Origin of the sequence: cf. Phormidesmis sp. LEGE 11477, from assembly GCF_015207105.1 — a bacterium.
GTDB lineage: Bacteria > Cyanobacteriota > Cyanobacteriia > Phormidesmidales > Phormidesmidaceae > Phormidesmis.
On the sequence record NZ_JADEXO010000135.1, the window covers coordinates 1 to 14851 of the forward strand.

At 50.1% G+C, this 14851-nt stretch carries 10 protein-coding genes; 3 read left to right on the top strand and 7 right to left on the bottom strand.

Annotation, left to right across the window (positions count from 1 at the left end):
• The 4 genes from IQ256_RS25020 to IQ256_RS25035 all read right to left on the bottom strand — a co-directional run.
• The coding region (locus IQ256_RS25020) for a DUF1989 domain-containing protein (protein ID WP_228025252.1) at positions 1–1448 on the bottom strand (1448 nt) is incomplete at its 3' end.
• 196 nt (positions 1449–1644) lie between these two features.
• Positions 1645–2076 carry a hypothetical protein gene (locus tag IQ256_RS25025; protein ID WP_193858414.1) on the bottom strand — a complete coding sequence of 144 codons (432 nt, stop codon included), beginning with the start codon at positions 2074–2076 and terminating at the stop codon, positions 1645–1647.
• A 532-nt stretch (positions 2077–2608) separates the two neighbouring features.
• Positions 2609–3988 (bottom strand): type III glutamate--ammonia ligase, encoded by a 1380-nt coding sequence (gene glnT, locus IQ256_RS25030; protein ID WP_193858415.1) that lies wholly within the window; start codon positions 3986–3988, stop codon positions 2609–2611.
• 95 nt (positions 3989–4083) lie between these two features.
• Positions 4084–4806 (bottom strand): type 1 glutamine amidotransferase, encoded by a 723-nt coding sequence (locus IQ256_RS25035; RefSeq protein ID WP_193858416.1) that lies wholly within the window; start codon positions 4804–4806, stop codon positions 4084–4086.
• Between the two features lie 393 nt (positions 4807–5199).
• On the opposite strand from IQ256_RS25035, the gene glnT (IQ256_RS25040) reads away from it, so the two are divergent.
• The 3 genes from glnT (IQ256_RS25040) to IQ256_RS25050 are packed head-to-tail and all read left to right on the top strand — an operon-like array spanning position 5200 to position 9182.
• Positions 5200–6540: a type III glutamate--ammonia ligase gene (gene glnT / locus IQ256_RS25040; protein ID WP_193858417.1), complete on the top strand. Its 1341-nt coding sequence runs from the start codon at positions 5200–5202 to the stop codon at positions 6538–6540.
• A gap of 43 nt (positions 6541–6583) precedes the next feature.
• Positions 6584–7765 (top strand): iron-containing alcohol dehydrogenase, encoded by a 1182-nt coding sequence (locus tag IQ256_RS25045; protein ID WP_193858418.1) that lies wholly within the window; start codon positions 6584–6586, stop codon positions 7763–7765.
• A gap of 16 nt (positions 7766–7781) precedes the next feature.
• Positions 7782–9182 carry an aldehyde dehydrogenase family protein gene (locus IQ256_RS25050; RefSeq protein WP_193858419.1) on the top strand — a complete coding sequence of 467 codons (1401 nt, stop codon included), beginning with the start codon at positions 7782–7784 and terminating at the stop codon, positions 9180–9182.
• 69 nt (positions 9183–9251) lie between these two features.
• On the opposite strand, the gene IQ256_RS25055 is transcribed toward IQ256_RS25050, so the two are convergent.
• The 3 genes from IQ256_RS25055 to IQ256_RS25065 form a co-directional block, all read right to left on the bottom strand.
• A complete protein-coding gene (locus tag IQ256_RS25055) occupies positions 9252–10268 on the bottom strand; it encodes an alpha/beta fold hydrolase (protein WP_228025253.1) in 1017 nt (338 codons plus the stop codon).
• A 1-nt stretch (position 10269) separates the two neighbouring features.
• Positions 10270–11199, bottom strand: coding sequence for a fatty acid desaturase (locus IQ256_RS25060; protein ID WP_228025254.1), 930 nt, complete (start codon positions 11197–11199; stop codon positions 10270–10272).
• 174 nt (positions 11200–11373) lie between these two features.
• Positions 11374–14851, bottom strand: a 3478-nt coding sequence (locus IQ256_RS25065) for an Ig-like domain-containing protein (protein ID WP_193858421.1), incomplete at its 5' end; no start/stop codon positions are given.

Consider the following 14851-nt stretch of genomic DNA (forward strand, 5'->3'; position numbering starts at 1 on the left):
ATCCTAGCTCGGTCTAATCCCTGCATACCCAGCGGCAAGAGACCGTAAGCCTCTCCTGCCTGCATCAGCACATCCCATAGCCGTTCGCCCCAACGAAGATGAACAAATAGCTCATAGCCTAGCTCACCCGTATAGCCCGTACGCGAGAGCAAAACAGGCACTTCCCCGATGCGACCAGTGACGAAGCGGAAAAATTTCAGCTCGCTGAGGTTGGTAATCTTCCACTCGGCATTGATTTCCACCAGCGGATACAACAGATCTCGCGAGCGAGGCCCCTGAAGTGCCAGATTGTGCAGACGATCGCTGCTGTTGGTAATCGTCACTGCGAAACCTTTCCTTTTAGCCACCTTCTGTAGCCAAAGGCCATCCGCATCGCAATTTCCGACATAGCGATAGGCCACTTCCCCTAGCCGAAAAACAATGCCATCATCGATTATGCCGCCATGCGGATTGAGCAGACAGCCGTAGGCCGATTGTCCCACAGCTAGTTTGGCTACGTTACGAGAGAACGTCCATTGCAGTAGCGATCGCGCATCTGGCCCCACCACCTCAAACTTACGCAGCGCTGAGAGATCCATCAGCGCCACCCGCTCCCTTAGCGCCCAGTATTCAGCCTGATCGCCGTGATGAGAATAGCTCATCGGCACCCAAAAGCTGTTGTATTCCACTAGGTTTTTTGTAAGCGATCGCACCCGAGCAGTAAACGCGCTATCTTGGGTCAGCCGCAGCGGCAGCTCTGGCGTACTACGTCGTCCAATCGCTGGCGAAAAATTCTCTTCTGCCGCGTAAATACGAACATGAATCGGCGTCGGACACCAGCCATTAACAGGGTCAATATCATCAGGACAGGCCGAACTCGCACAGAGCAAATCCTGATGCGCCTTGAGCAATACATAGTCTCCTGGGCGAGACCAAGATTCTGCCGAAGTAATCTCCCCGCTCTCATTCACGGCGGTATTGAAGAAGAAGTTTATCGCCGGCCAGCCTAAGCGAGGCGCAATTCCGTAAGCGGCCAAGACCTGATTGAAGTTTTCACTACAGCTGGGGTGATCGAAGTAACCCGCATCTTCGTAATATTTGTTAGTGCAGGCTAGCAGAAAGCTATCGTGGCGATCGCATGTATCTTGAATTACTTCTACCAAGGGCTGCATGTTTTGTGAGAAATACTTGCTGAGCAGCCCAGCTTGAGGCATAGCCATCCCTAGCAGCGTGCGGGTGACCGTGCTATCTAGCTCTTCTCGATAGTGATCTCCGGCAAAGGCTAGAAAGTCTGAACACTGCGAGCCTTCGATATCGATGATTTGAATGTATTGTCCTGCCTTGACTGGGTATGTGATCGCCGTTGAGGCTTCAATTCGATACTCAGCTACTAGCGCGCCCAGTGGTGTGGGCAGGTCGGTAAATGGAGTTGAAGAGAAAGAACCGGGTTTAATGTACAAACTCTGCATGCTACAGTCTGCATATGATAGAGCGTCAAAGAGAAATTTTTGAAAGCAGAAAAAGGTACAAAATCTTGATATGGAGCTAACTAACGTCGATCAGCTTAGCGATTTAGATAGAACCACAGTTGAAGCCAACGACAACCATATTCGCAGCGGTGAAGTTGTAGCAAAAAGTTAACCGACTACAGCAATCTAGCTCTAACTACCCATACACAAACTTCCATAGAACGCTGAAGAAAGAAACTATGTAGAACGAGCTGCTGAATAGATAGATCGGTGTGTTGAGCGGGGATCTCATGAATGAGATCCTTACGTTGAGAATACGATAACGTTCGAGCAAAGCCCATTTGTAATCGATGTCATCTGGAATCTCACCCACTCGATTTTTAATTTGCTGGAGCCTTCCTGGAAGAGAACCTCTTGTTTCCCAGTCAAGGCTAATCAGTTTGCCAAATATTCCTAATGCACCAACATAGGCTAATAGGGCTAATAGTTGTATATAAATATTACCTCCCATAGCTCCTACACCGAAGCATGCCACTGCAACCGGAAATAGCCATCTACCGGATTGTCTTTCTAAGCGTGAGTGGTGCCGATTGATATCAGTTTCAAGTTCTTCCAGGGCTCTTTCCAAGGCTCTTCTTCCATAATCCACTCTTCGTTCACTCAATCTGTACCACAAACTCCTTAATTGGTACCACATACTTCTACTCTATTACTTTTATTGCTACCACCAGATTGTAGTACAGCAGTTACGTACAATAGTATTCAAGAATACTAGCCGCCAATGAATAAAACATTTTTACAAATACTCTACAGACGCCTTTGCAGGTAATTCTAAATAAACAACCGAATCTGCTCTATGAAAAGCATTGAAATGTTCCTCTACTGTCAGCATCAGTGCAAAACAAGATGAACGCAAATGCATTTTCCATAGTTCAGATGAGTGCATATTCAAAGCTCAGCAAAGAAATGTTTTCTAGATGAATTTTGAAGTAAAACTTGTCTGCAAAGTTCATCTAGAAACACAGAACTGCGTTGCCGACAGACGGCAGAAATCCGAGAGATCTGAGTATCTAGACTTTATCAATACTGCCACCAACAAAGCTCTGTCAGAATTCCATCTGTCGTTGGTCGTCAATCCAGATAGTGTAGGTACCGTAGTGTTAGAAAAACTTTAGATAGCGTTGAATTTCCCAATCTGAGATATGGGAATGGTAGTCCTCCCACTCTTGAGTTTTGAAGTCGATGTAGGTTTGATACATCAGCGGCCCCATGACTTTTTTGCTGAGCGGATCGGCGGCGAAGGCTGCGATCGCATTTCCTAAAGTCTTCGGTAATGTCTCAATCCCCATCTCTCTTAGCTCGTCTAGCGAATACTCATACATATTCTCCGTATGCGGCTCGCCTGGATTCAACCCTTCGCGAATGCCTTCTAGCCCAGCCGCCAAGATCATCGCCGCACCTAGATAGAGATTAGTCGAAATGTCAGCCGCTCGGCATTCTACCCGTCCGCCACCTAGCGGAATTCGCAGCATATTTGTTCTATTATTGTTGCCATAGCACACATACACGGGTGCCCAGGTAAAACCGGACATGCTTCCCTTTCGCACCAGCCGCTTATAGCTATTGACTGTCGGGCAGGTCACCGCCACAATCGCTTTGGCATGTCTCAAAACGCCCGCAATAAACTGGTAGCCTAGCTTAGAGAGGCCGCACGGATCGCTAGTGTCTTCAAACAGATTCTTCCCTGTTTCAATATCTGCTAGCGACATGTTGTAGTGGGCACCACTGCCGGTTTGATTAGCAAGGGGCTTGGGCATAAAGCTAGCAAAATAGCCCTCCGCGCGGGCGAGTTCTTTCACCATAAATCGAAAAAACGTTAGCCGATCGGCCATCGTCAGCGCATCGCAGTAGGTGAAATCTGTTTCAAATTGACCTTGAGCATCCTCATGGTCAAAAGAGTACACGTCCCAGCCTAGGCCGTTCATGGCGCTGACGATGCGATCTAGGATCTTGTAATTATCGAGAACGGTGGGCAGCGCGTAGGCGGCTTTGGGTAGGGTATCGCGATCGCTTACAGGTGCAAACCCCCGATCAAATCCCTTATCTTCAGTTTCCTTAAAGATGAAGAACTCTGTTTCAATCCCCAGATTGAACCGATATCCCATCGCCTCTGCTTGCCGCAGTGTATTCTTCAAAATTGTCCGACAGCAAGCCTCAAAGGGCTCTCCTACCAGGTGCAAGTCGCTGGCAAACCACACAATTTCTGAATTCCAGGGCAGCACCGTAGCGCTCTCTGGGTCAGGCATGGTGCCGACTTCATCGTCGTTGATCTCCTGAGGTACGCCATCTAAGGCCGCACCTGTAAACAGCTCAGACCCTTGCATCATTCGGTCAAAATGCTCCATCGGCACCACTTTCCCTTTGCACATGCCGTGAATATCGACAAAGCTAGCCATGGCATACTTCACGCCTTGATCTTGAAGGCTCTCCTGCAATGCTTGAAGTTTTGAAGACAGTGGTTGGATGTTGGGATAGGCCATAAGGGCTCCATTGATAAAGCGATAAGTGATAAAGTGATCAAGCTGCCCGATAACAAAGTTTACTGAAAAGACGCTGCTGTAAATACAACAAAGTCTCAGACTACAACTTGTCCACGGCCAGGTTTAGAGAATAGAGCCAGCCAGTTGTCAGCGACGCGATGAGCAAACTGAGCTGAGCGCTGTCCATAGGCTTCTACCTGCGCTTTGATCTGCGAATCTAACTGCGGATAGTGGGCCTCGATCCAGTCGTTTTTCATTGACAGCCAGCTGATTACGATCTCGGGCGTCACCTCAAAGTGAAACTGAAAGCCGTATATATTCTCACCAATGCGATACGCCTGATATTTGCAGACTTTGTTAGTCATGAGTAGCGTTGCTTCGGGCGGTAGATCAAAGGTGTCAAAATGCCACTGCATCAAACATAGCTCAGTAGGCAGCTCTTTTAGCCAGCGATCAACGTGCTCACTTTCGACAACGCTTACAGGACAGAATCCTAACTCTGGTACTCGGTGAGTATACACCTGAGAGCCGAAGGCGCGAGCAATTAGCTGAGCCCCTAGGCAAATGCCCATGATCGGTTTGTTCTCTCGGCGAAACTTCTGAATCAGGCCGACGGCGGCGCGTAAATGAGGAAACTTTTCATCTTCGTGAGCGTTCATCGCTCCGCCTAAAACAACAAGTCCATCATAGTTTCCGGTTGGTGGCGCTGGCTCCTTTTCGGTCAGCCAAACTGAAAGAGTCGCACCTAGGTCAACCAGGCGTTCTCCGAACACACCGACTGGATCTAGGGGACTGCTTTGAATTACCAAAATATTCATTCAAAAGAATATTCCTTAAAAAGAGGAATCAGCGCCAAGTGGCGATCGCTATAGGCTCCAACCGCAGAGCTTCAAGCATTGCGATCAGCCATTCAAAATAGTAATCAACTTTACTCTTCAAAACTGTTCTTCAGACTACGAGGCAAGCGACCAAAATATGCGCTTAAAAGATATTTTTAATGGAGTTTATTTATGAACAATCGTTCTTGGATAGAGTCGTTCTTGAATAGAAATAGGCAAAAGTGATGAAGCGATAACAAATCAGGGTTTCGTAACAAATATCACAAAACCTTCTGTAGTTCGACTGATTTACTGAAGGGAGAAAAAGTATCTAAGTAACGATTTCTGTACCTGATACATTCAAAGTAATAGGTTCAAGGTGGTAGGCACACGATGGTCGGAACGCTAGTTAAAACGCAAAGTTTACAGACGCCAAGCCTGGAAGAGAAGGCTAAGACCCTCGGTATAAAGTTCTTTTTAGTCTCCTATACTGACCTGCTAGGTGGCACTAGGGCCAAGCTTGTTCCCGCTGCGAAGATCGCTTCTGTTGAAAAAGAGGGTGCTTTCTTCAGTGCATTTGCCTCGAACTTGGGGCTAGGGCCGGAGGCGGCTGAAATTGCGGCCATACCAGACCCTGCCTCTTTGATCCAGCTGCCGTGGGAGCCCACTGTTGGCTGGGTCGCTAGCAATGTCTACTTTGAGGGCGAACCATTTCCGGCTGCCCCACGGATGATTTTGGGTAGAGCGATAGACCGCTGCGAGTCTATGGGCTACACCTATAAAGCGGGCGTAGAGGCAGAATTTTTTCTCTTGAAGAAAACAGAAGCGGGCTACGCTGTAGCGGACCAGAGAGATACTGCAGAGCGCCCTTGTTACGATCAGCTCAACCTGATGCGACAGTTTGATTTGATCTCGACGGTGGTTGGCTACATGGAAGATCTAGGCTGGGAGCCCTACCAGTGTGACCATGAGGACGCGAACGGTCAGTTTGAGCTGAACTGGAGCTACAGCGAGGCGATGACGGCCTGCGATCGCCACGTATTTTTCAAGTACATGGTCAAAACACTAGCCGAAAAGCGCGGCCTTACCGCTACCTTCATGCCCAAGCCTTTTAGCGGCACTACTGGCAGCGGCGGCCACGTTCACAACAGCCTATGGCAAGGCGATATCAATAGCTTTGGTCAAGATGCTGACGAAGGGGGACTTTCTCCTGTTGGCTACCACTTTCTCGGCGGCGTGCTAGCTCATGCAAAAGCGCTCACGGCTCTGTTTGCTCCGACGGTTAATTCCTATCGCCGCCTCGGAGCGAGCACCACGACATCCGGCAGCACCTGGACGCCTCGCTATATCTCCTACGGTGGCAACAACCGTTCTCACATGCTGCGAATTCCTGAAGCCGGACGATTTGAATGCCGACTGATTGATGGCGCTGCCAATATGTACCTGGCTTTAGCCGGACTTTTAGCAGCCGGGTTAGAAGGTATTGAAAAGCAGACTTCACCAGGAGAGCGAATTGATGAAAATCTGTTTGCTAGAGGCGCAGAATTTCCTGATCTGGAGACGTTGCCCACTAACCTAGCCGAGGCGCTTTCCACGCTACAGCAAGACCCGCTTTTGATGGAGACTTTCGGTGAGCTAGGGGCGAAAACCTTCTTTGAATTCAAGTGGAAGGAATGGCGTGAATTTTGCACTCAAATCACCGATTGGGAGATAAACCAGTACATCAATATTTAGCCAGCTTTCTACTAATTATTCTGCTAGGTATCTTTTGAAGGGCATGTCTTCTAACCTGACTACGTACCATTTTCCCACTAAAATCCGGTTCGGTGCTGGTGCGCGTCATGAGCTTTCCGATACCCTGCGAGCACTAGGCATTCAGCGCCCGCTGATTGTGACTGATCAGGATATTGCTCAGCTTTCTTGGTTCACCCAGATAGAAGAGTCTCTGTTGAGCTTTGGGGCAGGTACTTTTAGCAGCGTTCGGGGAAATCCAGTGGTCTCTCAAGTGAGCGCTGGGCTAGCAGCTTATCCGGCGCACGATGCCGATGGTATTGTGGCAGTAGGGGGCGGTGCGCCGATGGATGTGGCCAAGGCGATCGCGCTGATGGCTCACCATCCTGGGCACCTGTTTGACTATGAAGACGGTGCCAGTACGCGCCCAATCGATCGGCCCATTCCGCCGATTATTGCGATTCCTACCACGGCGGGCACAGGCAGCGAAGTAGGCCGCAGCGCCGTCATCTCAGATGATGAGACTCACGCCAAAAAGATTGTTTTTGACCCACAGCTTTTACCCAAAGTAGTGCTCGCTGACCCAGAGCTGCTGCTAGGACTACCGGCCAAAATCACCGCCGCGACTGGCATGGATGCGCTCACTCACCTAATAGAGGCATTTTTGGCAAAAGGAGAAAATCCGCTGTGCGATGGCATTGCCCTAGAAGGGCTGTATCTGGTCTCACAGCATCTGAAGGATAGTGTGCTGTTTGCTCAAAAATTAGCCACAGGAGAGTCTGTTGACCCGGCGGCTCACTTGCAAGCTAGAGCCGGGATGCTAAACGCTTCTATGATGGGCGCGATCGCCTTTCAAAAGGGCTTAGGTGTGACTCACTCCTGCGCTCATGCCCTCTCAACCCTGTGCGATACGCATCATGGCCTCGCCAATGGTGTCATGCTGCCAGCCGCCATGCGATTTAACCTAGACGCCGCTCCTGAAAAGTTTTTGCGAATGGCGCGCGTCGTTAATCCAGCCGCCAACAGCGGCGAAGCTCTAATCGATTGGATTGTGGCGCTGTCTCAGGCGATTGGCATGCCTGCTTCCTTGCAGACATTGGGCGTATCCAACGACAGAGTAGATCAGCTGGTAGATATTGCGATCGCCGATGCCTGTCATCCCTTTAATCCAAAGCCCGTCACCGCAGCAGACTTTCATGCCATCTATCAAGACGCTCTAGCAGCCTAGAAGAACAAAATATCCTATGGTTGATTTTATTGCTGTTATCAATCCTGCGACTGAAGCGCTGATCAAAGAGATTCCGATAGATGACAGCGCAGCGGTTGTCGAAAAAGTCAGGCAGGCCCGGATAGCTCAGCCTAAGTGGGCAGCGCGATCGCTTACTGAAAAGATTGAAGTGATCAAAACGTTCAAAGATCTTCTAATTCAGCAGGTCGATCCGCTAGCGTCGATTATGACCGCTGAAACGGGAAAGCCTATCTCTCAATCTCGCAACGAAATTGCCGCCACGCCGCCGCGAATTGATTTTTTTATTGAACAAATCGAACCGGTAATCGCCGCCCAGCATCTTTACCAAGAGCCCCGGAACGCCCTGCCAGGAACCGGACAGCTAGAAGAGATAATCTCCTACGACCCGTTGGGCGTGATTGCGAATATCTCCGCCTGGAACTATCCCTATTTCGTAGGTACGAATGTGTTTATCCCCGCGCTGCTGACGGGGAATGCCGTACTGTATAAGCCCTCAGAAATTGCGACGATGACAGGGCTGAAGATCACCGATCTTTTGCATGAAGCGGGCGTGCCCGAAGATATCTTTGTTCCTGTTGTTGGCGCGGGGCTTACCGGGGCGGCTTTGCTAGACCAGCCGATTGACGGCGTGTTTTTCACCGGATCTTATGAGACAGGAAAGAAGATTGCGATCGCCGCCGCCCCGAAGCTGATCAAAGTGCAGCTAGAGCTAGGCGGTAAAGATCCTGCCTACGTTTGCGATGACGTCGATGCGGCTACGGCGGCGGCTAGTCTGGCTGATGGGGCCTTTTACAACAATGGTCAAAGCTGTTGCGCTATAGAGAGGATCTATGTACATACCGACGTATATGAGCCCTTTTTAGAAGCCTTTTTGCAAACCGTCAAAGCCTTTAAGCTAGGCAAGCCAACGCATCCAGATACCTACCTAGGGCCGCTTAGCCGTAAACCTCAGCTTGCTGTCTTGACCCAACAAGTGGCTGATGCGGTAGAAAAAGGAGCAAAAGCGCATCGTGGAGGTCAGCCAGTGGATCGAACAGGATTCTACTTTGCACCGATGATACTCACCGACGTCACTCATGAGATGACCGTCATGAAAGAAGAGTCTTTTGGGCCGGTTATCGGCATTCAGCGAGTACAGGATGATGACGAGGCGATCGCGCTGATGAATGATACAGACTATGGACTGACAGCCGCAGTATATGCATCAGAGCGTGAACGAGCGGTCAAAATCTTAGGAAAAGTGAGCAGCGGCAGCGCCTATTGGAACTGCTGTGACCGGGTAAGTCCTCGGCTGCCCTGGACCGGACGAAACCATTCGGGCATCGGCTCGACTCTTTCCAAAGCAGGCATTCGCACCTTTCTACAGCCACGCGGCTGGCACCTTAGAAAGCCTTAATGCGACCCATAGAAATTGGCCTATAGCTCGAACCACGATTAGTCGCTGAGTCCTTTTTCTAGCAAGCGCTCAGGCGCTCATCATCAGCTCATCCACGGCCCGTTTAATAAACAACTCATCTTCAGGATTCTGATAAGGATTGCCCGCTCGATGTCCCCAAATAGAAGGAATCGGGCGATACTCACTATCAGGAATTAAATTTGCTTCTATTTCACAGTCTTCTGGGGTGAAATAGAGATCTGTTGTAGCTGGCATCACCAGGGTTCTGGCTGCGATCGCTTTCATGGCCTGTTTATAATTTCCTTCGTACACCGGATTGTCACTGACATCGCATCGCAGCCAAGTTTCGATCATCGCCAGCAAATTGTGCGGATCGCGCTTCCGGTAGCCCGCTTCCCAACTCCGCAACAGATAATCTTCTAAAGAATCATATCCCCATTCTAAATAAGGCGCAGCGCGGTAATACGCCTGAGAAGCGGCCCAGCTTGCATAGATCTGGGTAAACGTATGAAAGCCCCGCTCTGGCACCCCGTCAAACCGCTCGCCGTCCCAGGCCGGATCACCTTTTAGCGCCGCCTGCAAGCTGTACAGAAAAATGCGATTGTGATCGGTTGTTCTAGCTGTGCCACATACCGCCGCAATCCGCTTCACCCGCTCGGGATACAGCGTCCCCCAGTGATACCCCTGCTGTGCGCCCATCGACCAGCCATAAACCAGTGCCAGTCGCTCGATATCCAAGCTATCTAGCAGTGCTCGCTGGGCTCGGACATTGTCGTAGTGGGTGAAATAAAAGTCGCTTGCTGCTGCCCCGCCGCAGTTGCTCGGTGAGGTAGAGAGCCCGTTGCCAAACATATTTGGCATGATCACAAACCACTTTGTTGAATCTAGAATGCCGCCGGAGCGCACCAGCCAATCGACATCAGTATGCTGTGCGCCGTAGGATGTTGGGTATAGAACAACGTTGCTTTTATCAGAATTTAAGACGCCATAGGTTTGATAGATCAGCTTCACTTCAGGCAGCATGACACCGCACTGTAGCTCCAGATCTTTGACGACAAAGCTCGGCATAGAATCCGTAGAAGTCATACTACCCCATACTTTGAACAATCTCTTTGTTCACTTTGACATAGCCTGTATCAACGGTTTCAAACTTTTCTTTTAGTACAGTGTGGGCTTTTGGCAGCGCATGAAAAGGAATAGAGGGATAGAGATGGTGCTCAGCGTGATAGGGCATGTTCCACATCAGCAGGCGCAGCGGCCACAAGGTGAGCGTTGTGCGCGTATTCGCGAGTGGATTGTCGTCGTAGGTGCAGCCTGTATGCTCTGCAAGCAAGGCAAATCGTAGGAACGGCTGACCGACTGCCAGTGGCAAAATCCAGTAGGTAAAGAGAAACCAGGGATGCCCTAGCGCGGTGGTGAAAAGCGCGATCGCACCGTACGCCACTAGCTGTAGCCGAATCGATCGAATCACCGAGTCATACGCACTCTCAGGTAGATAAAAACAGCCCTCAAACTGCCCGAGCGCCACTTTGATATGGCCGACGATCTTTCCCTTCCACCAGGGAATGCCGCTTAGCACCCATAGATACTCAGGCACCGTCTTAGGCTCTAAATCGGTCAGCTCTGGGTCTTTTCCAGCAATGCGCGTATAGCGATGGTGCCACTTGTGATAGCGCCGATAGAATGTGCTGTTATAAAACGACAGCAGACCCGCTAGCCAGGCGATCGCATCATTCACCCTAGCACTAGCAAAGGCCGTGCGGTGTACACACTCATGCACCGCACAAAACATAAACGCCAAACTGACGCCGTAGATAATCAAAAAAGGCACCTGCCACAAACCAGAAGCCTGCGCCCAGCCCCAGCCGCTAGCAGCGACTATTGCCAGATGCGCTCCAAATCTCACCGCACCAGCCAAATTCGAGCGCCGATTCAAAGGCTCTAGCACCGACGCAGTCAGTAGCTGTCGAGGATTGACGCTATCCGAGCTTTCAGAAGTCAGAGCACTCTCCAACATTCTGTCACTTGCTATTACATTATTCGCCATTGCAAAACTGCACGATCAAAACGACAACTTGTTATAACAAGTTGAGCAATAGAAGTCAATGCCTATGTATAGAATCGGAGGAATGGCCAGGACAGAGATTCTCTTGTTCAGGCGCTACTCACTGGAGTATGCGTTTGCTCTGCGTTAAGACACCTCAAACTTGACAATAAAATCGTTGTAGTCGCGATCGCCTAGTCCGACCATATCCTCAAAGCCAAACATATTACTGCCTAATTGTTTAACACGATCATTACCATTGTTATTCATTCCAGAATAGGAGAAATAAACCTCATCGGTTGCTGGATCACTGCCATCAGCTATTAGGAACATTCCTAAGAACCCACCCCCCATAACCTCAAAAGTAGACGTTATCGCCTCACCGTTCTTCGCGGTTAGCTGAGTATCGAGCTGTCTGCCCAGCGCAGCGGCCTCATATCCTACATCGCCTGGCATCAAGGTATCTCCCGAGATCAGATCTGTAATACTGCCCTCAGCATTATCTACGGTATAAAAGCCCAGTACGTTATCAAAAGCAGCCTCTCGATAGACCGTAACAGAAACGTCGATATCGCCCGACTGGCTACTCAAATCAATGGCATCAGCATCGCCGACAAGCAAATTAGTCGTTGGAGTCTCTACCGCCGTTTGCAAGCTCAAGACGATGTCTCCTAACGATTGACCCACGTCTTCAAAGCTCAGCCGAACTTTGTTGTCACTAATGCGAGTAGGTGTTGCCGTCCAAGTCATACCACTGTCTACAACGGCAAACTGCAAGAGTTCACCATCTAAGATTTGCGCGTTGTCCAATGTCAAAGCCACATCTAAGCTGTCAGTCAGATCGCCCCCTTCTAACAAAGAAAACCTTGTTAGCTCCTGAGGATTGCTTCCGTCAGCCTCTGTGCTAAAAATTATCAACTCCTCAAGGTTGCCAATTGTAGACATCTCCAGCTGAAGCTGGACGCTGTTGTCAGTACCCAGCCGTGTCACTTCTACCGTATTAGAAACCGGCAAGGGGGTTAGCAAGGCAGGTGCCATATAAATGCTAAACGCATCGGCTTCTGTCGCTACCGTTTGGACATTGCCCCCAATATCAATAGCACCGCTAATTTGCACGTCAACATCGTCAATCTGTTCGTCAGCATCGGTGACATCATATGTCGCCACATAAGTGCGATTGTCTGTCCAAATACCACTAGCTAGGGTTAATGTGTTGCTAAGGTCTTGCTCAGGAAAACTCAGCACCGGATTGACTGTTGTATCCATGGCTTCGCTAAAGGTGGTCGTCAGCACAAAGGCATCTGTACCGGCAGAGCTATCAACCAGGGTTGCCAGGTTTGAAGTCAACGAGGTTACCGTTGGTAAGAGCTGGTCAATAGCGTAGGCTTGCCCTGCATCAAAAGACCCTACTGTGTTGCCTGCTGTATCTTTTAGTGCGGTGTTGGAGGCAACCGATAGGCCGAGCGTCCCATTCCCCGCAATGTTATTGACGGTCACATCTACCTGATTGCCGCTGGTGGTGGATACAGATGCAATAGTGCCTGTAACTGCGCCCGTCGTCTCTAGAGTGAAAGCACCAGCGGCAATACTCGTTACCGTTTCGCTGAACTGCACCTCAAAGACAACCGTGTCGCTAGCGGTGCTACTGACGGCAGGTGATTTGCGGGTAATGGCTGTTACCGCAGGCGCGGTTCCGTCGAATGTACGCAGTAGCGATGAGGCAGCGACGTTGTTGTTGCCAGCCGTATCGGTGGCAACGCCCTCTGCCACATCGACACTAACGGCTCCATCCGATATGGGGGTTACCTCAAAGGTGTAGGTCGTACCAGCGCCGCTAAAGTTACTGATATTACCGTTACTGATAGTAATATCGTAGGCGGTAAAGTCCGTGATATCTTCGCTGAAAGTCGCGGTTACTGCAAAGGTTGTATTGGTTAGATTATTAGCAGCGGTTGAAAGTGACAGGGTGGGTGCGGTGGCGTCAAAGTTGCTGGTTACCTGAGTCGCAGCAGTGTTGTTATTGCCAGCTGCATCGGTTGCCACATTAGCGGCTACGTCGATTGTGACACTACCATCAGCAGTGGGCGTGATTAGGGCGGTGTAGGTACTACCATTAACTGTTGCAAAATCACTGGCGCTGCCGTTGCCAACGACAATATCGCCAACTGTGAAGTCGCTGACTGCTTCGCTGAATTCAAAGGTTGCGGTGAATGAACTGTTTGTATCAGTCGGCACGTTTTGGATTTCAACCGTAGGGTCAGTTCCATCAAAGCTGCTAGTTACCTGAGTTGCAGCAGTGTTGCTATTACCCGCTGTATCGGTTGCCACGTTAGCAGCTACGTCGATTGTGACATCACCATCAGCAGTGGGCGTGATTAGGGCGGTGTAGGTACTACCATCAACTGTTGTAAAATCACTGGCGCTGCCGTTGCCAACGACAATATCGCCAACCGTGAAGTCGTTGACTGCTTCGCTGAATGCAAAGGTTGCGGTGAATGCACCGTTTGTATCAGTCGGCGCGTTTTGAATGTCAACCGTCGGAACAGTTCCATCAAAGCTGCTGGTCACCTGAGTCGCAGCAGTGTTGCTATTACCGGCTGCATCGGTGGCAGCATTAGCGGCTACGTCGATTGTGACATCACCATCAGCAGTGGGTGTAATTAGGACGGTGTAGGTACTACCATCAACTGTTGTAAAATCACTGGCGCTGCCGTTGCCAACGACAATATCGCCAACTGTGAAGTCGTTGACTGCTTCGCTGAATGCAAAGGTTGCGGTGAATGAACTGTTTGTATTAGCTGGTGCATTAATCACAACAGTCGGTAACGCATTATCAACTGTATAAACTTCATCGATAGGAGGCTCTGCGTTAGCGATCGCGTTACCCGAAAAGTCGGTAATAGTATGTCCAGCAGCTAAATCAAGCCCGACAATGCCATCTAAATCCGCTAAGTCTCCTCCAGAAACTGTAATGTCGTAGGCCAAAAAGTTATCGACTGGTTGAATCTGGGTGACGGTAGCCGTCGTACCCGTTACGACAAAGTCAGAGGCTTGGATAGTTTCAATAGATTGGTCAAAAGTGACCCGGAATACTAGCGTGTCGGCAGATGTGAGCTGAGTAGAGGGTGTCTGCCGAGTAATACTGGTAAAGACAGGCGTCGTATCTGTATAGCTCAGCGCTGAACCTGTGATGGTTGCGCCAAACAGTGCTTCGTTATCTAAGTCAGTGCCTAACACAATAGCGGTAGCTACCGGAGCCGCATCGCTGTTATCAGAAGCGCCGCTGTCCGTAAAATTGACATTATTGAGGGTGACCGCAGAGAGGCGACTCGGCATGCCCTGGTTGTTGCCATTGGTGTTGGTGGTAGACTTCATGGCAAAAATTGCACCGCCCAAGCCCTGGCCAGCTCTTGAGCCTGATAGTCTACTGCCGCCCGCTGCAACATTGTTAGTAAAGCTGCTGTTAGCAAGCGTCAGGGAGCCGCTGCGGACAAAGACGCCACCGCCCATCCCTGCGCCGCCGCCACCGTAGAAATGAGCACCACTACCAAAGACGTATGTGCCAGCGTTGCCGCCACCAAAGCCAGGCGTGCCAACGTCGTCAAATGACGAGGCACCATAGCCT